This window comes from Agromyces sp. PvR057 (assembly GCF_040547485.1).
Lineage (GTDB): Bacteria > Actinomycetota > Actinomycetes > Actinomycetales > Microbacteriaceae > Agromyces.
Window position 1 is genome coordinate 1,879,952 of sequence record NZ_JBEPPT010000001.1, and the last position, 20,636, is coordinate 1,900,587.

General features: G+C 64.7%; 28 protein-coding genes. 18 read left to right on the forward strand and 10 right to left on the reverse strand.

Translation table 11 applies throughout. The annotated features are described in order from the left end of the window. Positions 1–5: 5 nt before the first annotated feature. From ABIC29_RS08550 to ABIC29_RS08565, 4 genes are all read right to left on the reverse strand, one after another. A complete protein-coding gene (locus ABIC29_RS08550) occupies positions 6–368 on the reverse strand; it encodes an RNA polymerase-binding protein RbpA (RefSeq protein WP_055857832.1) in 363 nt (120 codons plus the stop codon). A gap of 91 nt (positions 369–459) precedes the next feature. Continuing rightward, positions 460–1,209, reverse strand: a complete 750-nt coding sequence (locus ABIC29_RS08555; protein WP_116081723.1) for a glycerophosphodiester phosphodiesterase family protein — start codon at positions 1,207–1,209, stop codon at positions 460–462. A 5-nt stretch (positions 1,210–1,214) separates the two neighbouring features. Then, a complete protein-coding gene (locus tag ABIC29_RS08560; RefSeq protein ID WP_116081724.1) occupies positions 1,215–2,147 on the reverse strand; it encodes an SPFH domain-containing protein in 933 nt (310 codons plus the stop codon). Further along, complete coding sequence (locus tag ABIC29_RS08565) at positions 2,144–2,617, reverse strand: NfeD family protein (protein WP_116081725.1); 474 nt, start codon at positions 2,615–2,617, stop codon at positions 2,144–2,146. Before ABIC29_RS08565 ends, ABIC29_RS08560 begins: the two co-directional genes overlap by 4 nt. 133 nt (positions 2,618–2,750) lie before the next feature. Here ABIC29_RS08565 and ABIC29_RS08570 point away from each other — a divergent pair, with 133 nt between their 5' ends. Next, complete coding sequence (locus tag ABIC29_RS08570; RefSeq protein WP_354244309.1) at positions 2,751–3,518, forward strand: SDR family oxidoreductase; 768 nt, start codon at positions 2,751–2,753, stop codon at positions 3,516–3,518. A gap of 127 nt (positions 3,519–3,645) precedes the next feature. Here the strand turns inward: ABIC29_RS08570 and ABIC29_RS08575 are convergent, their stop codons facing one another. Further along, complete coding sequence (locus tag ABIC29_RS08575; protein WP_116082589.1) at positions 3,646–4,191, reverse strand: HdeD family acid-resistance protein; 546 nt, start codon at positions 4,189–4,191, stop codon at positions 3,646–3,648. Between the two features lie 222 nt (positions 4,192–4,413). On the opposite strand from ABIC29_RS08575, the gene ABIC29_RS08580 reads away from it, so the two are divergent. From ABIC29_RS08580 to ABIC29_RS08630, 11 genes are all read left to right on the forward strand, one after another. Further along, positions 4,414–4,857 (forward strand): helix-turn-helix transcriptional regulator, encoded by a 444-nt coding sequence (locus ABIC29_RS08580; RefSeq protein ID WP_354244313.1) that lies wholly within the window; start codon positions 4,414–4,416, stop codon positions 4,855–4,857. Positions 4,858–4,866: 9 nt separating this feature from the next. Next, the gene (locus tag ABIC29_RS08585; RefSeq protein WP_116081728.1) at positions 4,867–5,277 is read left to right on the forward strand and encodes a VOC family protein; all 411 of its coding nucleotides are present in this window, start codon (positions 4,867–4,869) and stop codon (positions 5,275–5,277) included. A 98-nt stretch (positions 5,278–5,375) separates the two neighbouring features. Further along, a complete protein-coding gene (locus ABIC29_RS08590) occupies positions 5,376–5,843 on the forward strand; it encodes an iron chaperone (protein ID WP_116081729.1) in 468 nt (155 codons plus the stop codon). 149 nt (positions 5,844–5,992) lie between these two features. Next, entirely contained in the window at positions 5,993–6,688 is a 696-nt protein-coding gene (locus tag ABIC29_RS08595; protein ID WP_354244317.1) for an L-lactate permease, read from the forward strand. Between the two features lie 53 nt (positions 6,689–6,741). After that, positions 6,742–7,602 (forward strand): L-lactate permease, encoded by an 861-nt coding sequence (locus ABIC29_RS08600; protein ID WP_502915468.1) that lies wholly within the window; start codon positions 6,742–6,744, stop codon positions 7,600–7,602. A 366-nt stretch (positions 7,603–7,968) separates the two neighbouring features. Next, positions 7,969–8,340, forward strand: a complete 372-nt coding sequence (locus ABIC29_RS08605) for a hypothetical protein (protein ID WP_354244319.1) — start codon at positions 7,969–7,971, stop codon at positions 8,338–8,340. 351 nt (positions 8,341–8,691) lie between these two features. After that, positions 8,692–9,156 (forward strand): MarR family winged helix-turn-helix transcriptional regulator, encoded by a 465-nt coding sequence (locus ABIC29_RS08610; RefSeq protein WP_354244322.1) that lies wholly within the window; start codon positions 8,692–8,694, stop codon positions 9,154–9,156. 270 nt (positions 9,157–9,426) lie between these two features. Continuing rightward, positions 9,427–10,605 carry a tyrosine-type recombinase/integrase gene (locus ABIC29_RS08615; protein WP_354244325.1) on the forward strand — a complete coding sequence of 393 codons (1,179 nt, stop codon included), beginning with the start codon at positions 9,427–9,429 and terminating at the stop codon, positions 10,603–10,605. Then, positions 10,602–10,943, forward strand: a complete 342-nt coding sequence (locus tag ABIC29_RS08620; protein ID WP_354244328.1) for a helix-turn-helix domain-containing protein — start codon at positions 10,602–10,604, stop codon at positions 10,941–10,943. Before ABIC29_RS08615 ends, ABIC29_RS08620 begins: the two co-directional genes overlap by 4 nt. A gap of 112 nt (positions 10,944–11,055) precedes the next feature. Further along, the gene (locus ABIC29_RS08625; protein ID WP_354244331.1) at positions 11,056–12,474 is read left to right on the forward strand and encodes a site-specific integrase; all 1,419 of its coding nucleotides are present in this window, start codon (positions 11,056–11,058) and stop codon (positions 12,472–12,474) included. Positions 12,475–12,559: 85 nt separating this feature from the next. Further along, the gene (locus ABIC29_RS08630) at positions 12,560–13,129 is read left to right on the forward strand and encodes a hypothetical protein (protein WP_354244334.1); all 570 of its coding nucleotides are present in this window, start codon (positions 12,560–12,562) and stop codon (positions 13,127–13,129) included. A gap of 31 nt (positions 13,130–13,160) precedes the next feature. Here the strand turns inward: ABIC29_RS08630 and ABIC29_RS08635 are convergent, their stop codons facing one another. Further along, a complete protein-coding gene (locus ABIC29_RS08635) occupies positions 13,161–13,742 on the reverse strand; it encodes a hypothetical protein (protein WP_354244336.1) in 582 nt (193 codons plus the stop codon). A 165-nt stretch (positions 13,743–13,907) separates the two neighbouring features. Here ABIC29_RS08635 and ABIC29_RS08640 point away from each other — a divergent pair, with 165 nt between their 5' ends. Continuing rightward, entirely contained in the window at positions 13,908–14,363 is a 456-nt protein-coding gene (locus tag ABIC29_RS08640) for a hypothetical protein (RefSeq protein WP_354244339.1), read from the forward strand. A 32-nt stretch (positions 14,364–14,395) separates the two neighbouring features. Here the strand turns inward: ABIC29_RS08640 and ABIC29_RS08645 are convergent, their stop codons facing one another. Both ABIC29_RS08645 and ABIC29_RS08650 read right to left on the reverse strand, forming a co-directional pair. After that, positions 14,396–14,674 carry a hypothetical protein gene (locus ABIC29_RS08645; RefSeq protein ID WP_354244342.1) on the reverse strand — a complete coding sequence of 93 codons (279 nt, stop codon included), beginning with the start codon at positions 14,672–14,674 and terminating at the stop codon, positions 14,396–14,398. A gap of 318 nt (positions 14,675–14,992) precedes the next feature. Then, a complete protein-coding gene (locus ABIC29_RS08650) occupies positions 14,993–15,481 on the reverse strand; it encodes an META domain-containing protein (protein ID WP_354244345.1) in 489 nt (162 codons plus the stop codon). 131 nt (positions 15,482–15,612) lie between these two features. Here ABIC29_RS08650 and ABIC29_RS08655 point away from each other — a divergent pair, with 131 nt between their 5' ends. The 3 genes from ABIC29_RS08655 to ABIC29_RS08665 all read left to right on the forward strand — a co-directional run bounded on the left by ABIC29_RS08655 (position 15,613) and on the right by ABIC29_RS08665 (position 17,262). After that, positions 15,613–16,212: a hypothetical protein gene (locus ABIC29_RS08655; protein WP_354244348.1), complete on the forward strand. Its 600-nt coding sequence runs from the start codon at positions 15,613–15,615 to the stop codon at positions 16,210–16,212. A gap of 68 nt (positions 16,213–16,280) precedes the next feature. Continuing rightward, the gene (locus tag ABIC29_RS08660; protein WP_354244351.1) at positions 16,281–16,676 is read left to right on the forward strand and encodes a DUF6228 family protein; all 396 of its coding nucleotides are present in this window, start codon (positions 16,281–16,283) and stop codon (positions 16,674–16,676) included. Positions 16,677–16,842: 166 nt separating this feature from the next. Further along, a complete protein-coding gene (locus ABIC29_RS08665; protein WP_354244354.1) occupies positions 16,843–17,262 on the forward strand; it encodes a hypothetical protein in 420 nt (139 codons plus the stop codon). A gap of 58 nt (positions 17,263–17,320) precedes the next feature. Here the strand turns inward: ABIC29_RS08665 and ABIC29_RS08670 are convergent, their stop codons facing one another. Continuing rightward, a complete protein-coding gene (locus ABIC29_RS08670; protein WP_354244357.1) occupies positions 17,321–17,719 on the reverse strand; it encodes a hypothetical protein in 399 nt (132 codons plus the stop codon). A gap of 323 nt (positions 17,720–18,042) precedes the next feature. Here ABIC29_RS08670 and ABIC29_RS08675 point away from each other — a divergent pair, with 323 nt between their 5' ends. After that, complete coding sequence (locus ABIC29_RS08675; RefSeq protein ID WP_354244360.1) at positions 18,043–18,624, forward strand: recombinase family protein; 582 nt, start codon at positions 18,043–18,045, stop codon at positions 18,622–18,624. A gap of 281 nt (positions 18,625–18,905) precedes the next feature. Here ABIC29_RS08675 and ABIC29_RS08680 read toward each other — a convergent pair whose 3' ends face one another. Further along, positions 18,906–19,853, reverse strand: a complete 948-nt coding sequence (locus ABIC29_RS08680; RefSeq protein ID WP_354244363.1) for a DUF1214 domain-containing protein — start codon at positions 19,851–19,853, stop codon at positions 18,906–18,908. A gap of 460 nt (positions 19,854–20,313) precedes the next feature. Between ABIC29_RS08680 and ABIC29_RS08685 the strand changes: the two genes are divergently transcribed. Beyond that, positions 20,314–20,634 carry a hypothetical protein gene (locus ABIC29_RS08685; RefSeq protein WP_354244366.1) on the forward strand — a complete coding sequence of 107 codons (321 nt, stop codon included), beginning with the start codon at positions 20,314–20,316 and terminating at the stop codon, positions 20,632–20,634. Positions 20,635–20,636: the final 2 nt, after the last annotated feature.

The following is a 20,636-nucleotide window of genomic DNA, read 5'->3' on the forward strand; positions in this document are numbered from 1 at the left end:
CGCGGTTACGCGCTCTGCTTCTGCCCGCGGCGTGCGCGAAGGAACGTCAGGCGCTCCTCGAGCAGCTCTTCGAGCTCGGCGCGGGTACGGCGCTCGAGCAGCATGTCCCAGTGGGTTCGAGCGACCTTCTCGCCCGAACGGTCGATCTCGACCGGCTTGGAGTCGACGAGGAGCACTGCCGAAGCGCCGCAGTTGCGGCACTCCCACTCCTCGGGGGTCTCTGCTTCGGTCGAGAAGATCATGACCGTCTCGTGGTTGCATGCCTCGCAGCGATACCTGTACTCCGCGCGGTCGGCGAAGATCACGCCGTCTTCACTCTGCAGGCTCTGAGCGCCGATGCGCATGCCTCGTAGGCTCCGGTCCGCCATGGCGTACTCCTCTCGATCGTCTATAGGTATAAACGATCAAGCTGTGCATTCCCCTTCCGGAGGCTGGGTGAATCCCGGGGAATTCTCAGTTTCACTGGGCGATGACCTCGACGGCGAGGTCGGCCCGGTCGCTGACCAGTCCGTCGATTCCAAGCGCGATCAGGCGTTTCATGTCAGCCGGATCGTTCACCGTCCAGACGTGCACCTCCGCGCCGGCGCGGTGCACGCGCTCCACGAATCGACGCGAGACGATGCGCACCGGGCCGAAGCGTTCGGGCACCTGCAGCGCCACGGCACCCCGGAGCGCACGACGCACCAGGCCGGCCGAACCGAGCCACGTCGCGAGCAGCGCGCCGATGACGCCGGCCTGCCCCGTCGAGGTCACGACGCCGGGGATGAGCTCGGCGAGCCGCCGGCGACGGGCATCCGAGAAGCTCGTCAGGAGCACGCGATCCGCCGCCGCGGCTGTCCGGATCACCTCGACGACGGGCAGCACCGCCTCGGCGGCCTTCACGTCGATGTTGAAGCGCGCCTCCGGAAAGGCCGCGAGCGCCTCGGCGAGCGAACTGAAGGTCTGCCCGGCGCCGAGCTCGATGGCCGCGAGCTCGGCCATCGAGAGGTCGGCGACCGACGCGGACCTGCCGGCGATGCGATCGATGGTGTCGTCGTGGGCGATGACCACGACGCCGTCGCGCGTGAGGCGTACGTCGGTCTCGAGGTATCCGGCGCCGGCGGCGAGGGCGTGCTCGAACGCGAGCAGCGTGTTCTCGGGCGCAACGACGGCGAGCCCCCGATGTGCGAGGACCCGCGGTCGCGGCGGATCGAGGTAGCGCGAGGCCACCGGGATCAGATGCGGGCCGTCGGCGCCGTCCCGGCATCGCCACCGGTGCCGGGCGCGGTCGGCGGCGTGAACGCCTTGCCGATGCCCTTGAGCGCCTCGGTCAGCTCGCTCGGGATGATCCAGAGCTTGTTGGCCTGCCCCTCTGCCAGCTGCGGCAGCATCTGCAGGTACTGGTACCCGAGCAGCTTGGGGTCGGGGTCGCCCTTGTGGATGGCGTCGAAGACCGTGAGGATCGCCTCGGCCTCACCCTGGGCGCGGAGCACCGCGGCCTTCGCGTCACCCTCGGCCTGGAGGATCGCGGCCTGCCGCTGGCCCTCTGCCGTGAGGATGGCGGACTGCTTCGTTCCCTCGGCGGTGAGGATCAGCGCTCGACGGTCACGCTCGGCGCGCATCTGCTTCTCCATCGAGTCCTGGATGGAGAGGGGCGGGTCGATCGCCTTGAGCTCGACACGCGAGACGCGGATGCCCCACTTGCCGGTCGCCTCGTCGAGCACGACGCGCAGCTGGCCGTTGATGTTGTCGCGTGAGGTGAGCGCCTCTTCGAGGTTCAGGCCGCCGACCACGTTTCGCAGCGTCGTCGTCGTCAACTGCTCGACCGCCCCGAGGTAGTTCGCGATCTCGTACGTCGCGGCCCTGGCATCGGTCACCTGGAAGTACACGACCGTATCGATCGAGACGACGAGGTTGTCTTCGGTGATCACCGGCTGCGGCGGGAACGAGACCACCGTCTCGCGCATGTCCACGAGCGGCCGCAGCCGGTCGATGAACGGCACGAGGATGTTCAGTCCCGGCGCGAGCGTCTTGTGGTAGCGGCCGAGCCGTTCGACCACGCCCGAATACGCCTGCGGGATGATCCGGATCGATCGTGCGAGCACGACGATCACGAAGATGACGATCGCGACGACGATGACCGTCGTGATCACCGATGCGACATTCACAGGGGGGTGCTCCTCTCGAGCGGCACGACGACGGCCGTCGCGCCGTCGATGCCCGTGACGAGCACTCGCTCGCCGACCGCGACATCGACCTGTTCGGTGATGGGGGAGAGGCGCGCCGTCCACACCTCGCCGTTCTGCAGGCGCACCTGGCCACCTGCGGGGCTCACGGTGCGCACGACATTGCCGTCGACGCCGATGAGCGCGTCGATGTTGCTCCTGGCCGGGTCGGCGCCGCGTTGCAGCGCCCGGAGCAGCGAGGGCCTCAGCGTGAGGATGAGCCCGACGGCGACCACCGCGGCGACCACGAACTGGGCCCACCACGGAATGCCGAACAGCCCGGACAGCAGTCCGGCGACGCTGCCGAGCGCGAGCATCAGGAAGGTCATCTCGAGGGTGAACACCTCGATCGTCGCGAAGACGAGGATGAGCACCAACCATGCGATCCACGCGTACTGGGTGAGCACATCCACTTCGTTCTCCTTCGCACGGGCCCCACTTCGAAACTAGCAGGGCGGGGGATGCCGCGGGGGAGTTGATATCCTCGGTGCGGCGCAACGCCGCGGGCCGTCCGGTCCGATCAGACCTGCCCGAGGAGACTCGAACGTGACCAACCCACTCGCCCCCGGATCCCTGACCGGCAAGGTCGCCCTCGTGACGGGCTCCTCGCGCGGCATCGGCGCCGACACCGTCCGCTACCTCGCCGAGGCCGGCGCGGCCGTCGTCGTGAACTACCGAAGCAAGGCGCCGCGCGCCGAGAAGGTCGTGGCCGAGATCACGGCGGCCGGCGGCCGCGCGATCGCCGTCGGGGCAGACCTCACCGACGCGGCATCCGTCACCGACATGTTCGAGCAGGCGGTCGCCGCGTTCGGCCCCGTCGACGTGCTCGTGCTGAATGCCTCCGGCGGCATGGAGACCGGCATGGGCGAGGACTACGCCATGCGACTGAACCGCGACGCGCAGGTGAACGTCGTCGACAACGCGCTGCCGCACCTCGCCGACGGCGCCCGCATCGTCTTCGTCACGAGCCACCAGGCGCACTTCATCCGCACGACGCCGACCATGCCCGAGTACGTGCCGGTCGCGCTGTCAAAGCGGGCCGGCGAAGACGCACTGCGCGCGAAGCTCCCCGAGCTCGAGGCCGCCGGCGTCGAGTTCGTGGTCGTCTCGGGCGACATGATCGAGGGCACCATCACGGCGACCCTGCTCGAGCGCGCGAATCCCGGCGCGATCGCCGCGCGCAAGTCCGACGCCGGCCGCCTGTACAACGTCTCCGAGTTCGCCGCCGAGGTCGCCGCCGCAGCGGTCGACCCGATCCCGGCCGACAACACGCGCTACGTGGGCGACACCTCCGGATTCGCCCCCGAGGCCTGAGCACCTGCGGTTCGCGGAACCGCACGCGCCAACGGCACTGGGCCGGTCGGGAAACCGACCGGCCCAGTGCCGTTCACTGACGAGATGCGCTCAGTCGCGGCATCCGTTCGCGCGATGCTCGGGCGCCTCAGACGGTGGCGCCCTTGCCGAAGGTGAACGCGCGCACGATCTGCACGATGCCGAGGATGATCAGGCTGATGCCCGTGATGACGAAGAGCACGATCGCGCCCCAGATCGGCGAGAAGAGCAGCACGATGCCGGCGATGAGGCTCAGGATGCCGAAGAAGATCGCCCAGCCGCGCGAGGGGGCGTCGCCCGACTGCACCAGCGCGACGATGCCCTCGACGATCCACACGACGCCGACGACGATGCCCAGGAGCACGGCGAGCACCTCGGCCGTCGCGGCGATGTTCGCGAACGCGACGATCGCCGCGATCACGAACACGATGCCGAGGATGATGTCGAGCGCTCTCGCACCGCCGGAGATGCCCCGCGAGAAGATGCCGAGTCCGACGTAGGCGAGGCCCGCGATGAGGAAGTAGATCGCCAACAGCACGGTCAGCACGCCGGCCGCGTCCTTCGGCCAGAACGTGATGAAGACGCCGATGATGAGGGCGACCGCACCCGAGACGCCGAGCGTCGTGCGCACCGTGTTGATGGCCGATTTCGACATGTTCTCTGAATTGAGCGAGAAGGCCGCGAAGACTGCGGGCTGTGGCGACGACATGAGGAGGTCCTTTCCTGGACGACAGTTGAGGCAGGCTCAGCGTATTCCCAGATCCGCGCCGGTGCGGGGACGTGACGGCGAGTCTCGTCGATTGACGCGACGTGACGCCGACCGTGCCCGCCCGTGCGACCTCAGGCGGCCCGGGCCCGATGTGGCAGGATCGGGCATGTGACGAGCGGTTCCGGGAACGACCAGCGGCTGCGCGATCTCGCGCTGCTGCGAACCGTGCACGACCGCATCGATCGCGAATACGCGAAGCCCCTCAACGTCGAGGAGCTCGCACGCGGCATCAACATGTCGGCCGGGCACTTCAGCCGCCAGTTCAAGCTCGCATACGGCGAATCCGTCTACAGCTATCTCATGACCCGGCGCATCGAACGCGCGATGGCCCTGCTGCGCCGCGGCGACCTCACGGTGACCGAGGTCTGCTTCGAGGTCGGCTGCTCCTCGCTCGGCACCTTCAGCACCCGGTTCACCGAGCTCGTCGGCGTGCCGCCGAGCGTGTACCGCCAGCAGCCGGACGGCATCTTCGAGGGCGTGCCCTCCGTGCTCGCGAAGCGCGTCGCGAGACCGGTCAGGAATCGAGAAGCGCAGCCCGTCCGCCGCAAGTAGCGTGGCGATATGGACATCACGATTCAGTACACGTTCCTGCCGCACACCGATGCCGAGGAGTCGCTCCGGTTCTATCGGGACACGCTCGGGTTCGAGGTGCGCAACGACGTCGGCTACGAGCAGATGCGGTGGATCACCGTGGGGCCTGCGGGCCAGCCGGAGACGTCGATCGTGCTCACGCCGCCGACGCCCGACCCGGGAACGACCGATGCGGAGCGCCGCACCGTCGCCGAGATGATGGCCAAGGGCACCTACGCGAGCATCGTGCTGGCGACGACGGACGTCGACGGCGCGTTCGAGCAGGTCGTCGCGAGTGGCGCGGAGGTCGCGCAGGAGCCGATCGACCAGCCATACGGCGTGCGCGATTGCGCGTTCCGCGACCCCGCGGGGAACATGGTCCGCATCCAGCAGCCCAGCTGACGAAGCGGATGCCGCGGCATCCGTCGTCCAGCGCGCGAACAGACCGAAGACCGAACCGACAGAACAGATAGAACAGATAGAACCGGAGGAAGAGGACCATGACCGACACCGAGACCACCAAGAAGGAACCCTCGCACCAGGCGTTCAGCGCCGTCGAGAAGGCCGCCATGAAGGCCGCCGCCGTCGAAGCGAAGAAGGCAGCGCGCAAGGCGTCCGCCGAGGAGAAGGCCGCGGAAGCGCTGGCCGACTGCCTGGCCAGCATCGAGGCGATGGACGGCGACGACCGGGCCGCCGCCGAGAAGATCCACGCGATCGTGCTCGAGCACGCGCCGGAGCTCAGCGCGCGCACCTGGTACGGAATGCCCGCCTACGCGGGAGCCGACGGCAAGGCGGTCGTCTTCTTCCAGCCGGCCGGCAAGTTCAAGGCGCGGTACGCCACGCTCGGGTTCAACGACGGTGCGGCGCTCGACGACGGCACGATGTGGGCGACGTCGTTCGCGATCACGAAGATCTCGGCCGCCGACGAGAAGCTGATCGTCTCGCTCGTCAAGCGCTCGGTCGGCTGAGGCCGCGCGACGCGGCGCGGCATCCGATCACCACCCGAGGGTGAACGACGGATGCCGCGACGACGACGTCTGCGCGCGCCCTCCCTCGGGGTGCTTGTCGATAGCCTGACGGAGCAGAAGCCCGCCACCGACTGACCCGGGGACCAGCCATGTGGGAGCAGAACATCGACCCGATCGGCCAGTTGTGGTTGTCGGCCGTCACCGCCATCATCCCGATCCTCGTGTTCCTGCTCTGCCTCGTCGTTTTCAAGATGAAGGGCATCACCGCAGGAATCATCGCGGTCGGACTGCAGGTGCTCATCGCGATCTGGCCGTTCGGCATGCCCATCGGCTCGATCGCCGGCGCGGGCCTGCTCGGCGTGCTCACCGCGGTCTGGCCGATCGCCTACATCATCGTCATGGCCGTGTGGCTCTACAAGCTCACCGTCGCGAGCGGGCGCTTCGACGTCATCCGCTCGAGCATCGCCGGGATCTCGCCCGACCAGCGGGTGCAGGTGCTCCTCATCAGCTTCGGGTTCGGCGCATTCCTCGAGGGGGCCGCCGGCTTCGGCGTGCCGATCGCGATCTGCGCCGCATTGCTCGTGCAGCTGGGGTTCGGACCCGTGAAGGCCGCGATGCTCTCGCTCGTCGCGAACGTCGCCGCAGGCGCGTACGGCGCGATCGGGATTCCGGTGATCGTCGGCGCCCAGGTCGGCGGCGTCGACCTCGCGGCCCTGTCGTTCGACATGGTGCTGGTGCTGCAGCTCCTCACGTTCGCGACGCCGTTCATCCTCGTGATGATCCTCGACGGCGCGCGGGGCTTCCGCGAGACGCTGCCGATGACGGTCGCCGTGAGTCTCGTGTAAGCATCGCGCAGGCCGGCATCCTGATCTCGCTCGGACCGGAACTCGCCGATCTGCTGCCCGGCCTGCTCGCCATGGTCACGGTCTTCCTCGTCGGGCGTGTGTGGAAGCCGAAGCACGTCTACCGCGAGGACGGGGGAGAGGCCCCCGAACCCGAGCGGGAGGACTTCGGCAGTGTCGTCGTCGCCTGGAGCCCGTTCTACATCCTCACCGGCGTGATCCTCGTCTGGAGCATCCCGCAGTTCAAGGCGCTCTTCGCGCCGGACGGTCCGCTGGCGTGGCTCGTCGTCAACGTGCCGATCCCTGGCATCACCGGCGTCGTCGTTCCGGATGGTGCGAGCGAGCCGGTGAGCACCGTGTGGGCGTTCACGCCGGGGAACGCCACGGGAACGGCGATCTTCATCGCCGTGCTGATCTCGTTCTTCACGACACCGCAGTTGAAGGCGAAGGACCTCTGGGAGCAGTTGCTCGCGACGATCCACGACCTCTGGCAGCCGATCGTGCTCATCGCACTGATCCTCGTGGTCGCGAACATCGCGAACTACTCCGGCGGGTCGGCGAGCATCGGCAACGCCCTGGCCGGCGTCGGCTCGATCTTCCCGCTGTTCTCGCCGATCATCGGCTGGTTCGGGGTGTTCGTCACCGGATCGGTCGTGAACAACAACACGCTGTTCGCGCAGCTGCAGTCCGTCACCGCGCAGAAGATCGGCGTCGACCCGACGCAGCTCGTCGCGGCGAACACCGCCGGCGGCACGGTGGCCAAGCTCGTGTCGCCGCAGTCCATCGCGATCGCGGCAGGTGCCGTGGGCCTCATCGGCCGCGAGAGCGAGATCCTGCGGGCGTCGATCAAGATGAGTCTGGGCATGCTCGCCTTCATCTGCGTCTGGGTGTTCCTGCTGTCCTTGGTCGTGCACTGACCCCTGAAGGTCGCCTCGTGCCGCAGAATCGAAACCGATGACCGAAGAGCAGCGCCCGCCCGAGCACGTGCTGACCGGCGGGAACATGGAGCCGGTCGTCAGGGCCGGCGACACGGTGCGGCGCGTCGCCGGGCCGTGGACCCCGGCCGTGCAGGTCTTCCTGGCGCGGCTTGCTGCCGGGGGAGTGGGGGAGGCGCCGCATCCGCTCGGCATCGATGACTCGGGTCGCGAGGTGCTGACCTACCTGCACGGGATGATCCTCGACGACGCTCCTCGAGCGGTGCGATGGTCGCAGGTGATGCTCGTGCAGGCGGCCTCGCTGCTGCGCCTCGGGTGCGTGACCTCTCGTACCTCGCCTACCGGCTCGTGCCGTTCGCCGAGGACGCCATCGATGACAGCGCCATGTCTCCCGACGAACGGATCGCGCGCCTTCACCGGCTCATCGATGCCTACGGCATCTCCTTCGACGCGTCGACGGTGCTTCGCGTCGCCGCCGACCGGCTCGTCGAGCTCGCCGAGTTCACGGATGTGCGTGCTGCCGAGACCGGGAGAACCGATCTGCCCGAGCATGCGGCCATGTACCGCAGGGATGCCGTGCGCCTGCTCGAGTCAGGCATGACGCAGGGGCATGCGAGCGCGCAGGGACCAACCGGCGAACAGGACGGCCAGCAGGATCACGATCACGCCCAATGGAACATGGAGCGCGGTCAAGGATCGGAACCCGGCGAACGCCTGTAACGACATGACCGCCAGCAGGCCGATCGTGGCCGCGATCGACCACCTCGGCGCCCGCCCGAGTCGTCGCGCAAGGACCGCAGCGACGATGCTCGCCATCACGGCGATCCCGGCGATCGTGGCCAGCTCACGGTGTGCCGCGAACGCCCAGTGCATCCCGCCCATGAAGAGGCCTGCAAGCACGGACTGGGTGAACATGAGCACGGCGGTCGCGACCAGGCAGATGCGCAGCAACCCATCGGGCCATCGGCGCGCGTCGCGTCGTGCTTCGTCAGAATGTGTCATAGCGTGAATCTATCCATTAGATCCACATGGATCAATTGCATTTGGATCTAATTAGGGGAGAATCGAGTCATGGACGAAGACCGGGCACAGATCTCGATCGAGGTCGGCGTCCTGCTGAACCAGGTCCACTCGGTGGCGACCGAACGCCTGAACGCGGCGCTCCAGCCGATGAGCCTGACGAGCCGACATGCTGCGGTGATGTTCCTGATCCGCGACGGCGTCGAGACGCAACGAGATCTCGTCAGGCGCCTGAACACCGACAAGACGGGAATGGTCCGGATGATCGACGATCTCGATCGGCTCGGATACGTCTCGAGAACACCGTCAACGAGCGACCGTCGCGTGACGATACTGAAATTGACGGGCGACGGTGAACATGCGTTGCGCGAGGCGCAGCAACATACACGGCAGGTCGCCGACGACGTGTTCCGCTCCGTCGGTTCACCTGAACTGATCGAACTCCGGTCGATCCTGAGCGGCGTGATGGGGCGAGAAACACCGCCTGGCCAGGCCGATCACGGCCAATCCGAATAGCGCCGATAATGCACATTATGTCCGATCGTAATTCCAGAACTTGCAGGAAATGCAGGATCTGGAGAATCGGCTAACCACTTCCCCGGGCTCGCAAATTAGCCATGACCAGGAGAAATCCGATCTCAATCAGATCCTGCGGACACGTTTGCTCCAACGCTGGTCCACACGTCGTCTGGATCTAGATTTGCCTCCTGATCTGCTTTTCCGTATCCCATGATTGCGATTTCTGCAGGAATCCTGCAATATTTGCAGGCAAGGCGGTGATGTCCAATGGCGGGTGCTGATGGCGGCGGGACGCTGTCATTCCTGTCCGTTCCCGGGGCAGGACCGGACCCTGACGCATTCCTCGAAGAGGTCCTCGACGCGTGGGCTGCCTCGTTGCGCTCGCGCGGGATCAAAGCGGGCTACGTTCGCACGAGTCGTTCTGTGGTGTTCCGACTTTGCGACTCGGCTGGCAAGTTCCCGTGGGAGTGGAGCATCGGAGACGCGAGCGACTGGTTCGACCACCTTCGCTCGGTTCGCGGTTTGGCGCAGTCGACGCTGCGCGCGTATCAAGGCATGATCGAGGCCTTCTGCGACTTCGCGACGAGTCCGGCGTACGACTGGAGCGTGCGATCTGCTCAGATGTTTGGTGAGGTCTTCTCGCAGGTCGTCAACGAGTTCAACCGGATCACACACTCCCAGACCAACGAGGCCAAGCCCGAGAAGCGGGCATTCACCGAGGACGAGCTCCAGCAGCTGTTCGACCTCCTCGACGTGGAGTACGTGCGTGTACTCCAGTCCGGACGCAGCGGCGCGCTGACCGTGCTTCGGGACGCCGCGGCCTGCAAGATCGCGTACGGGTGGGGGCTTCGCGTCACCGAGGTCCGGCGCCTGCAGATCGTCGATTTCTCCGCGAATGCCCGTACGCCCTACTTCGGCGATTTCGGCAACCTGCACGTGCGATTCGGGAAAGCGAAGGCCGGCCAAGTGTTCAAGCCGCGCAACGTGTTGACGGTGTGGCAATGGGCCGCTGAGGTCGCAGAGGACTGGACGAACAACGTCCTCCCCCGCTACGGCGAACCGTTGACCGATCTGTTTCCCACCAACACCGGCAGCGTGGTGTCGGGAAACCATCTCTGGCAGCGGGTCAGCGATTGCGTGGACGAGCTCGGCTTTCCGCCCGGGCTCGACTTTCACTCCCTGCGCCGTTCGTACGCGACGCATCTGCTCACGTCGTACCGATACGACATCATATTCATCCAGATGCAGCTCGGACATGAGCACGCAGCGACAACGTCGATCTACACCCTCCCAGCGGCCGATTTTCAGATCGCCGAGCTCGCTCGAGTGCACCGTGAAACGCTCGAGGCGACCGGCACCGCGGTGTCCCTGCCGAAGCGAAAGCTCAGGCTTCCGCCGCGACCGCCGCTTCCACCGAACCGCAAGAAGAGACGGGGCGCATCATGAGACGCGAGATCGAGTACCAGTGGCGCATCCGCGAGCTGATGGCCCGGCAGCACATCACCAGCAGCACGCAGCTGGTCGAACCGCTCCGCGAGCGGGGAATCACGTTGTCGGCCTCGCAGGTCTACCGGCTCGTCGCGCAAGATCCGGAACGGATCGCGTTCAAGGTCCTCGTGGCGCTGTGCGACATCCTGCACTGCGAGGTGAACGACCTGGTCACCTTCACCGCGACCGACGCACGCACCATTCGTCAGAAGCGGGTCGCAAACGGTGATCCAGGAGTCCCCGACCTGCGGAACTACCGACCCGTTCGTGCTCGCGTCACCCGAGACGATGGCTAGGCCCCGCGAGTTCGGCCGGGTCCGCCCAGCCACACTGAACTCGCTCACACCGCCTGGGCCACGCGGAAGGCCACGAAGCGAGGGCGACAAGCATTGTGATCGGTGCGGACGCATGAGCGCCAAGATCCGCACCCATTGGCCAGACGGCGCGATCTGCGGTATCTGCTTCACCGAGGCGACACACACGTACGGGGTCTGCCCGGGCTGCGGTGACGACCGCCTGCTGCCGGGCCGCGACGAGCATGGCAGACCGATGTGTCGCGACTGCGCCGGCATCACGACCAGCATGACCTGCGAAAAGTGCGGCGTCGAAGCCGAGCGATTCCGCAAGGGCCAATGCGCCCGATGCGTGATCGAGGCCGACCTCACCCAGCTACTCAAGCCCACCACTCCCCCAGACCTTCGCATCAAACGGCTGACCCAAGTCCTCGTCGAGTCCGCACGGCCTGAGAGCATTTACACCTGGATGCGCGGGGCGAAGGCCCACGAGCTGCTCAGGAAGATCGGCGACCGAGACCTCGAGCTCACCCCCGAGGCGTTCAACGCCCTGCCGAGCAGCCACTCGGTGGATCACCTCCGTGAAATCCTCATCCACAACCGCCTCATGGTGGCCCCCGCCGATCGGCACCTCGCGATCTTCGAACGCTGGGTCGACACCCGCCTACGCGAGCTACAGCCCCACCCCGATGTGGCATCAATCATCGAGCAGTACGCCCGGTGGCATCACTTGAACCGACTGCGCGGACGCGTCGGCCTAGCGAACATGGACATCGCCTGTCGCAACGCGCGACAGCAGATCACCGAGGCCGGCAAGTTCCTCATCTGGGTCGAAGAGGCCCGCCAGCGGACCGTCACCACGTTCCGCCAGGAGGACATCGACGCTTACCTCGATGGTGCGGTCACCACGCGTTTCCAGATCAAGCACTTCATCGGATGGTTCGCCCGAGGCCGCGGCGGTTCACGAAAACTCTACGTCCCGCCCCGCAAAGCGATCACTTTGCCCGCGCTCACGCAGGCGCAACGCGTCCAAACGATCCGCAACGCAGTCGAGTTCCAGCAGGTCGCGCTCAGCACAAGAGTCGCTGCGCTCATCCATCTGCTGTGGGCCACACCGCTTAGTCGCATCGTTAGGCTCACAACGGACCAGCTCGAGCTACGTCCCGACGCCATGTTCATCCGCCTCGGATCGAACCCCAGCGAGATCCCCGAACCCCTCGCGCCCATGTTCTGGCAACAGCTCCAGGACCGTGACGGACTCACCACGAACACCGGCACCGACTGGCTCTTCCCCGGCTACCGGGCCGGCCGGCACTTGTCAGTTCCCACGCTGCAGCAGCGGCTCAACACGTTGGGTATCGACCCGCAGCGCACCCGGAACACGACATTGAAGCAGCTCACCGCCCTCATTGACGTGGCATCGCTTTCCGACCTGCTCGGATACTCACCAAAGACCCTCGCTCAGCATGCCGAACGTTCCGGATCCCACATGGCCCGCTACGTCGACGCGAAACAACACGCACACGGCAACTGACCATTGGAGAATCCGCCCGCAAGGGATCCCGAATGGCACCACATCGACGCAAGTGGTCTCCTCTAAACCCAGTAGCGTTCCCGTGATGAACGTCCGCGTGTTTCGCCCAGCAGTGCCCGATGGGTTTGAGTGGGTCTTCCCGGTCGATCCGGGCGACTTCGAGGTGTTCTGGACGCTCTCCGAGCGGCAGCCTGGGAGTCCTTGGGAGCCGATCCAGATGCGTTTGCTGAAGGAAGATGAGCACGGGCTGCCATGGCGCCGTTCGGAAATGCCCTGGCTAGGTAGGCATGTGCTCATCCTTCGCGGGGAAGCGATTGAGGCTGTCGGGCCGCTCCTCGCCCCGCACGGCGAGATGCTGCCTCTGGAGTGTGATGAGGCCCGACTGGTGGTGTTTAGCGCTCCCCAAGTGGCGAAGGCGCTCGAGGAAAGCCAATCTGAAATCGTCCGTTTTACATCCGGACGAATCATGGATATCCGCCGCCATGTCTTCAATATGGGTGCGCTCGCGGGGAATAGCGCGTTCAAACTTGCTGAGCTTCCCCGAGGTGATCTCTTCCTCCGAGGCGACTTGGTCGAGGCGATTCGAGCGACGGGCCTCACCAGTGGCACAGAATTCCGGCTGATTCACGATGCAGACGCAGCGGCGGCTCAGTAGGGGGTCCTTCATCGAGCCCGCTTGTCGAGTGTTATCCGCTTGCGCCGAGCAGCTTCTCCGCGAGCCTTAGGTGTGCGCTTCGTGAGGCTTCAGCGGCACCCCAGGTGGTTCTCGTTCCAAGCGTGACAACCGCTTCGCCATCAGGAGAGCGGACGTCGAGCGCGTAGTAATGCCAGCCCCAGATCTTCTGTGAGGTGAGCGCGACTGCGTCGATCCCGGTCACCTCGCTCAGGGCGACAAGCTCGACGCCGTCGTCGACCCACGCCCCCAGCTTTCCTGGCTGAACTGTCAGGGCGACGATGCCGTGCACGGAAGCGAGACGCCCGTACTGAACCGCAGCACTCAGATCACCTGCTCGCAGGCGCGCCACCGCGCGGCGCGCTTCCCGACTGGTCGCGAACCCGATCACGCTGCCCAGGAGGACGCCCCCAACGCAGACGAAGGCGCCCACCACCATGACCGAAACGAGTTCGGAGGTAGCGGACGGGGATCCCGACGAGGCGCGAGCGACGAGCGGGATGAGCATGGCTGCGATGGCGGACGCTCCGACGCCCCAGACGCCGAGAAGTCGTCGAGTTGCTCGATTTGCCCCAGACCTGACTTCAATGGTCACGTGCACACCCCTCTTTCCGCGTCAGTCGTGCCCGCGACGCCGCCAGATGACCATAACTGGTCCGCGTCTGGACCGGGGTCGTGTAGTCGGCAGGCGACGCCAGTTGCCGATCCCGTTTCGGACGCCCCTTGCATCCAAGGCAGACTTGCCCTTGTGGGATACCCAATGACGAGACTCATCGAAGCAATCTCGTGGAACGGGCTCGACGTCGAACTGATTCTCTTCGGGATCTGGCCGGCACGACGCCCAGAGGCGAACCCGCACCTCGCCGCTCAACCCGTCCCGAACTCCCTTCGCACCTACGCGATGGAGGACCTGGATGATCATCTTCCAAGTCGCGACTGCTTCGAATACGACCTGGTATTCGAGGCAGTGCCAGATGATCTCGAATCGACGGTGACGGCTTGGCTACAAGCCGCCATCGCAGCTGGAGCCGAGATCGCGTGGTTTGCCTTCGAGGGGTCCTTTCACTTCGAACACGTACTCACGCCAGATGTAGCTAGCCACGTCTATGCGATTGCGGATTCAACTGGAGTTCATCTGGGCCTCGATGACGACATGAGGAACAGCACAAACTGGGTTCTTGAGCTGACAGCTACCCGAGAACGAACCGCCTTCTAGCTCCAATGGATGACGCCCGTTTAGAGGATCGGTCAGCGCACCACCCTGCGCCCAGCGGGGCCGCCCTTGTAGCCGCCCTCGCGAAGAACATGCCCCGATCGCTCGGCGAGGCGGCTGACGATCAGCGCCCGCCGGCCGACCATCCATTCGGCCGTCACCGAGTCCCACTCCTGCTCGGACGGCACGTAAAGGACGAGAGGCTGGACGCCCCACCCGGCATCGAAGACAAAGCCACGGGACCCCTCCCAGTAGATGACTTCTTCCTTCCATCGACTTTCGACTTCGAACGTCATGTCTTCGCCCGGATGCACAGACGAAGGGTAGCGCCGTCTGCTCGGTTCGCGGTCGTCCAACCACCGCCCGCAGCCGGATCCTCTCCTGGTTAGGAGGTCGATTCCTGCCGCGATCGCTCGAGCTCGAGAAGCGACTCTGTCGCGGTCGCTGTTCGCTCAACCGCATCCCGAATCGCTCGAACAGCACCCGTGATACTGATTGCGGCGAGAACGAAGACAACGATGAGTCCAGCGAAAAGAAGCTCCATGCGATCACGCTAACGACCGATCGCTCTTTCCGCGCAACGCCGCAAAGGGATCGGCGTGCGAGACATTCTCGGATCGCTTGGATGGAGTTCAGCCGGTCCGGGAAAGCGTTCCGATTTCCACACCCGCTTCGTCGAAGAACGTGAGGGAATCGCCTCGCACGATGGCGGTGGAGCGCTGGTTGAGCCATTGGTCGACGCTCGGACAGCCGACCAGTGTCTGGACTCCATCACTGAATACGATCGAAGCACCGGTGAAGGTCCAGTTGAGGTCGCCGAACCCGTTGCAGCCATCGCTGCCTCCCGCCGTGCCGTCCGCGTCGATGATGATGTATGGCTCTCCCTGCCCGGTGCCAGGCACCACTACACCCCAGGTTCCGATGAATTCAGATGCCGTTGTGGATGCCTCGGGGGTCACGATCGACGGGTCGGTGCTGAGCGGAGAGGTCGACGTAGTTTGGGACGGAGTCGGTTGCCTCGATTCATCGGCTCTCTGGGCTCCTGCATCGCAGGCAGTGAGAGCAACAGACGCGGACAGCAACATGCCCGCAATCATCAGCAGACGCGACGTTCGTCTCATCCGGTCAGCGTATGGGACAGGTCTGTGCCGCGATGGCGGATCGACTATCGGGCAGTGGGGTGGCATTGAGTGCTGCGAGCGGGCCATTCCTCGCTGCGTCCACAACATCCGCCAGCCTGTAGCCTCCGTGGGTGCTATTTGTTGCGCCACTCATCCTTCTTTTTCTGCTCGTCATGCTTGGGACTCTGATCTTCCTGGTGGTCTGGACCATCAATCTGGCCCGTCGACGGGGTCGATCGCAGGTTTTGAAGACGATTGGGGTCTGGGTTGTCTCCGGCGCCCTCGTCGTGGCGGCATTGGTCGCTTGGAACCAGGCTTTCGGACGCTCGCCGATCGCTGCTAGCGCGGAGGAAGTGGCCGGCGTATGGCGGGACGAATCAGCGGAGTCAACCTCGACGATTGACCTTCGGTCTGATGGTTCTGCGCACGTGGTGGGAATCCCGGCGGCGGCGGTATTCGAAGAAGCACTCGGGACGCGTGACCTAGATCTGCCGGCGAGGTTCTCTGGCGAGGGAACCTGGGACGCCACATCGGACCTCTCCATAAAGATCGTCTGTGAAAGCGGAGAAACCATCACGCTCCTCGGAGAGGCCGTTCAGAGTTCGACGGGGACTTTATATCTCCGCTTCATGGCGGGCGATCCGGATGCATTCACGTACGACCGAGAATTCAGCCGCATCGACTCCGGTTCGACATCTGAAACCGATCTCTCTTCCGACCCTGCGTGCTGATGAGCCACCGCTAAGGGATCGGTGATCGGACGGCCGCAACCGGATCGTCGAGGAGCGAGACTGTACTCGTGGAACCGGTCATCATCTTGGGCACTGAAAGCGAAGGGGTGTCCGTCGTCGATGTCGGCGGACTGCACGGCAGCGCACCAGACCGAGCGCTTGTGCAAGTGAGCGCAAATGGCCTGAGGGCTACTCGGTGGGTTGTTGAGTACCCCGACTTCCGCGGCCTGGTGAAGTACTTCACTGACTTGGAACGACGGTGGCGCGGCTGGTCGGGAACGAAGACGTGGATCTCCCTCGAGGGAGATCTCGCATTCACGGCCACTCACTCTGGGTCTCACGTGGACTTCTCCGTGAGCGTCGAATCACCCTTGGCCTGGAAGGTTCAGGTCGAACTGAGCATCGGTGCCGGCGAGGATCTTTCTGCCGCGCGGGCCGAGGTTGCACGCCTCTTCGAGAGATGAAATCACGTCGCGTAGGTGCGCGAATGGGCCTTTGCAGATCTCGATGACGGCTCCCGATAGCGGCCGCACTAGCCGATCCTCCACCGCGCTACGAGGCGCTGCTCCGAGCTTCGTCGCGTTCAGTCGATGCTGCAACTTGCCACCTCGGTCCTGGGAGACTCTTAGAGTGACCCCCGACGTCAATGCCATGGTGATTCGTGTCATTACCAATGTGTTTGATGGGAACTTCGTCACCAAGGACCTCACTTACGACGATCCCAGATGGATACATGGTGTCGAGGTGGTCAGCCGCACCCGTGAGGATCGCGCAGTAAGAATCAGAGTTGGCCGGGTCTGGATGGATGCCTTCATTCCTGAACTGGGCGTTGGAGCGGCCCATGTCGACGAAGACGATGATGTTGTTTATCAGGAGGAGGAGCTGACGAAGCTCTGCCGCGCTTTGCGTGCCTATCTTGACGGAGGAGGTCACCTGAGAAAGCGGCGTCGATTATTCGGACGGTGTAGCACGCCTGAACTGGCGATTGAGGTTGACGGCTTCGAATGGCGCTTCGGCAGAAGGTCCTGGATGTGGGCCAGGGAGATGTAGCTGCCGCCTCGGCTATGCGTACGACTGTGCTGCCCCGACGGAGGCCCTGAACGGACGGCTAATGGCGCGCGACCTTTGCAAGAGCGCGTCTCGCTTCGTCTCCGACCAGCCATCGGAAGTCGACCTCGACCTCCTCCTCGGCATGTGGTGTTTTCTCACCAGCCTGCGCGGCAGTCAGCCAGTACTTTCCTGTGGCAGTACACGAGAAAGCCGACTCGGGTCCCGAGCGATCGCGGTTGTAGCTGAACGCTCCGGAGGTATCAACGATCCATTCTTCAACGTCGACCCAGCCGGTTGTTTCGCGCGCGATGCGCCAGGGCCGGTCACTACTCCAGGAAAGGCCGCCGCGACCAGAAATATGGAACAGCGTGTATGCCCGGACTTCACCGTTCCAAGACAATTCGCCGACGGTCTCATCGAACGTCAAGGCCCCTGAGTCAGCCCCTGCGGTCGGCATGACAATGACCCTAGCTGACGTGCTCGTCACAGTCCGTAAGCGCCCGCAAGACGGTCGGTCTGCGCATCGAGGTGGGTGGGTCCGGCTTAGGTTGCCATGTCGTGTGCGTTTGACCCGCCCGGTGAAAATGCCCGCGCGGGTGCCTGATACGCGACAGGGGTAACTGTCTCGAATCCCTTACGATTCGAGACGTCTCGCAACGAGCGCGTGAGCGCGTTGGCGAGGTCGGGCTCCCAACGGACCAGCGATTCTCATAACCATGTGTCATAACCCTGTGCTTAGATCCTGGTACTCACCGTCTGTTTCGAGACACCTGGAGCCCCATGACAAAACTGATCGGATACGCGCGGGTGTCGACTCGACCACAGTCAACCGAACGACAAGAAGCAGACCTCCTGGCAGCAGGCGTCCGGCGCGACGACCTCTATATCGATCAGGGCGTCTCAGGTGCTCGCGCCTCACGGCCGCAATTCGATCGCGCGGTCAAAGCACTCGAGGCCGGCGACACGCTCGTCATTACAACCCTGGATCGACTCGGACGATCAACGCAGAACATGCTCGAGTTCGCGCGGCAGCTGCGGGAGCGGGGCGCGGGACTTCGCGTCTTGAACCTCGGCGGGGGCGATGTCGACACATCGACTCCGATGGGATCGATGCTGTTCACGATCATGGCCGCGCTCGCGCAGATGGAACACGACATCAAACGCGAGCGGATCGTGGATTCGATCAGCAAGCGCCGCGAGGCTGGGAAAGACCTCGGCGGTCGCCCGCGCCGCGTTACCGACAGCCAGATACGAAACGCCGTACGCCTGGTCGAAGGCGGCGAACCCGCGGCTCAGGTCGTCCGCGATCTCGGAATGTCCCGAGCAACGTTCTACAGACGATCTCGCGCCCTCTCTGACTAGACTCGGCCGCGATTCGGGGCGACGGGTGCGAGCTTCATAGCGCAACGGCATGCAGCCGACCCGAATTCCCGCGGCACCCGCGCCCGTCGCAGCGGCGGTGCCCGCCATAACCGCTTCGAGCGCGAGCGAGCTTTGTGGAAAAACGGTTAAGGGACTTCACCATCAGTAAATGCCCTATCTGCAGAAAATGCAGGAATCCTGCATAAATTGCAGGATCTCTAACGCGCGATCTGAGCAGCTCCTGCCCGCGAGTGGATCCGCCCGCGGGCAGGCACTATGCGCTAACCAGCTGAGTCGCTGACGGGTGGGAAGGTCCAGGTCCCGTCGAGGATCTCTTTGCGTGGGCGGTACATGCGTACGGCGTAGTTCCAGCCGTCCATGATTGGGATCGTGTTGGGCAGGTTACCGTTGCCGAATCTGATCGTGGTGGAGCCATCGTCATTCTTCACCGCGGTCACACTGTTGATGCTGTAGCTGCCCTGGTCGTTCTTCTCGAAGAAGCCGGCTTTGTTGTAGACCGAGATCGACCAGAACGCATCCACTGGCACATCGCCGACGGTCAGTTCATAGGTGCCGACCGGCAGGTTCGGCTCGATCGTCGCGTATCTCGCTTCCTCGTCAGGGAGACCGCCCCACCCGTTCGCTGTCGCGATCAGGTGGAGCACCGGGTCGACCTCGCTGCGCTTTCCGAAGCCATGGGCGAACTTCGTCAGGTGACGGGAGAGTGTCAGCAGTGCGTCGCGGACGGTGTCGAAGGAGTCCTTGTCGTAATCGGGCATCGAGAAGTCCTCCGTGGAGGAGGTGTCGACCTCCAGCCCGTCCTGCAGGGCGTTGACTGCCGCAACGTCCGCCGGATCCGACGGGTCGACCAGGATGCGGGATGCCACGAGTACCCATGGGGTGTCGAACTCGCTAGTCGTCAGCTCGTACGTGCCTCCTGAATGGAACACCCGGTTGATGTAGTGGTCTTCGTTGACCACCATCACGGACATGTAGCGGTCTCCCGCGTCCGGCAGCGTGAGTGTGGCACCGTCGCGGATGTCCACGACGGCGAGACTGTAGAGCGTGTCGCGGTTCTGGCGGATCACCCGCTGGTCGTCGATCGAACCCGGCTCACGATCGTGATGCCACCGGTTGGCACCGCCTGCCCTCTCGGCCAAGCTCGCGAACATGCGGTCCGTCTCCGCGCGAGGGAAGTTCTCCACAGTCACAGCAATCGCATCAGCCATCAGCTCTCCGTCCCACCCACATCATGCCCACAACCACTCAAGCGGCGCCAGACACGCGGTCGCAATCCAGACCGCTGACCGAAAGCCGGTCCGTGAACGCTCGAGTGTCGCGGCTTCAAACACCGTTACTCAATCCGTGCCCGGAAGGGATCCCTGGGCGGGCCGGTTGAACGAGCAGCTCGCATTCTTGGTTGTGTCCGCTGGGTCACGATGTCGCTGCGAACGGGCAACGATTGAGCGACGTTCTTTCGTACCGCAACACTTGTCATCTGCCCTGCCGGAGGATGCGATGGTGATGGGAAAGACGAAGCAGATGCCCAGGGACAAATCGAGCCGGCACAACCCACGACGTCTGATTGGGACTTGCGCTGGCGCACTCACTGTCCTTGGCGCATGGGGCCTTTCTGGCTGCAGTCCGACAGTTCCTGACGCTGGCGACGAGTCGCAGGCCGAGCGGGTCGTGACCGGGCTCGTCGACGGCTGGGACGGCCCGGCACTGGATCTGATGAACGACAGCCCGGCGATCGGTTGGCTCAGCGATGACGAGTTCGGTGTGGTCACGATAGGAAGCAGCAGCTGCCCAGTCGTGGCCGAGCGCGTGCAGGTCCTCGCCTCGGATGAACTGCAGATTGATTTTGGCCCATCGCCACACGACCCATGCACCGCTGACGCGGCGGCAACGACACACGTCTTCGAACTGCCTTCGACGGTTGACGGCCGGCCGGTCACCGTCCGGATTCAATATGAGGACGGCACAAAGCATCTCCTCGAGCTCCGATAGCG

Coding starts and splice junctions, on each gene's coding strand:
- ABIC29_RS08550 (WP_055857832.1), bottom strand. CDS start 368: ATGGCGGACCGGAGCCTACGAGGCATGCGCATCGGCGCTCAGAGCCTG.
- ABIC29_RS08575 (WP_116082589.1), bottom strand. CDS start 4,191: ATGTCGAAATCGGCCATCAACACGGTGCGCACGACGCTCGGCGTCTCG.
- ABIC29_RS08585 (WP_116081728.1), top strand. CDS start 4,867: ATGGACATCACGATTCAGTACACGTTCCTGCCGCACACCGATGCCGAG.
- ABIC29_RS08590 (WP_116081729.1), top strand. CDS start 5,376: ATGACCGACACCGAGACCACCAAGAAGGAACCCTCGCACCAGGCGTTC.
- ABIC29_RS08595 (WP_354244317.1), top strand. CDS start 5,993: ATGTGGGAGCAGAACATCGACCCGATCGGCCAGTTGTGGTTGTCGGCC.
- ABIC29_RS08610 (WP_354244322.1), top strand. CDS start 8,692: ATGGACGAAGACCGGGCACAGATCTCGATCGAGGTCGGCGTCCTGCTG.
- ABIC29_RS08615 (WP_354244325.1), top strand. CDS start 9,427: ATGGCGGGTGCTGATGGCGGCGGGACGCTGTCATTCCTGTCCGTTCCC.
- ABIC29_RS08620 (WP_354244328.1), top strand. CDS start 10,602: ATGAGACGCGAGATCGAGTACCAGTGGCGCATCCGCGAGCTGATGGCC.
- ABIC29_RS08625 (WP_354244331.1), top strand. CDS start 11,056: ATGAGCGCCAAGATCCGCACCCATTGGCCAGACGGCGCGATCTGCGGT.
- ABIC29_RS08630 (WP_354244334.1), top strand. CDS start 12,560: ATGAACGTCCGCGTGTTTCGCCCAGCAGTGCCCGATGGGTTTGAGTGG.
- ABIC29_RS08640 (WP_354244339.1), top strand. CDS start 13,908: ATGACGAGACTCATCGAAGCAATCTCGTGGAACGGGCTCGACGTCGAA.
- ABIC29_RS08650 (WP_354244345.1), bottom strand. CDS start 15,481: ATGAGACGAACGTCGCGTCTGCTGATGATTGCGGGCATGTTGCTGTCC.
- ABIC29_RS08670 (WP_354244357.1), bottom strand. CDS start 17,719: ATGCCGACCGCAGGGGCTGACTCAGGGGCCTTGACGTTCGATGAGACC.
- ABIC29_RS08675 (WP_354244360.1), top strand. CDS start 18,043: ATGACAAAACTGATCGGATACGCGCGGGTGTCGACTCGACCACAGTCA.
- ABIC29_RS08680 (WP_354244363.1), bottom strand. CDS start 19,853: ATGGCTGATGCGATTGCTGTGACTGTGGAGAACTTCCCTCGCGCGGAG.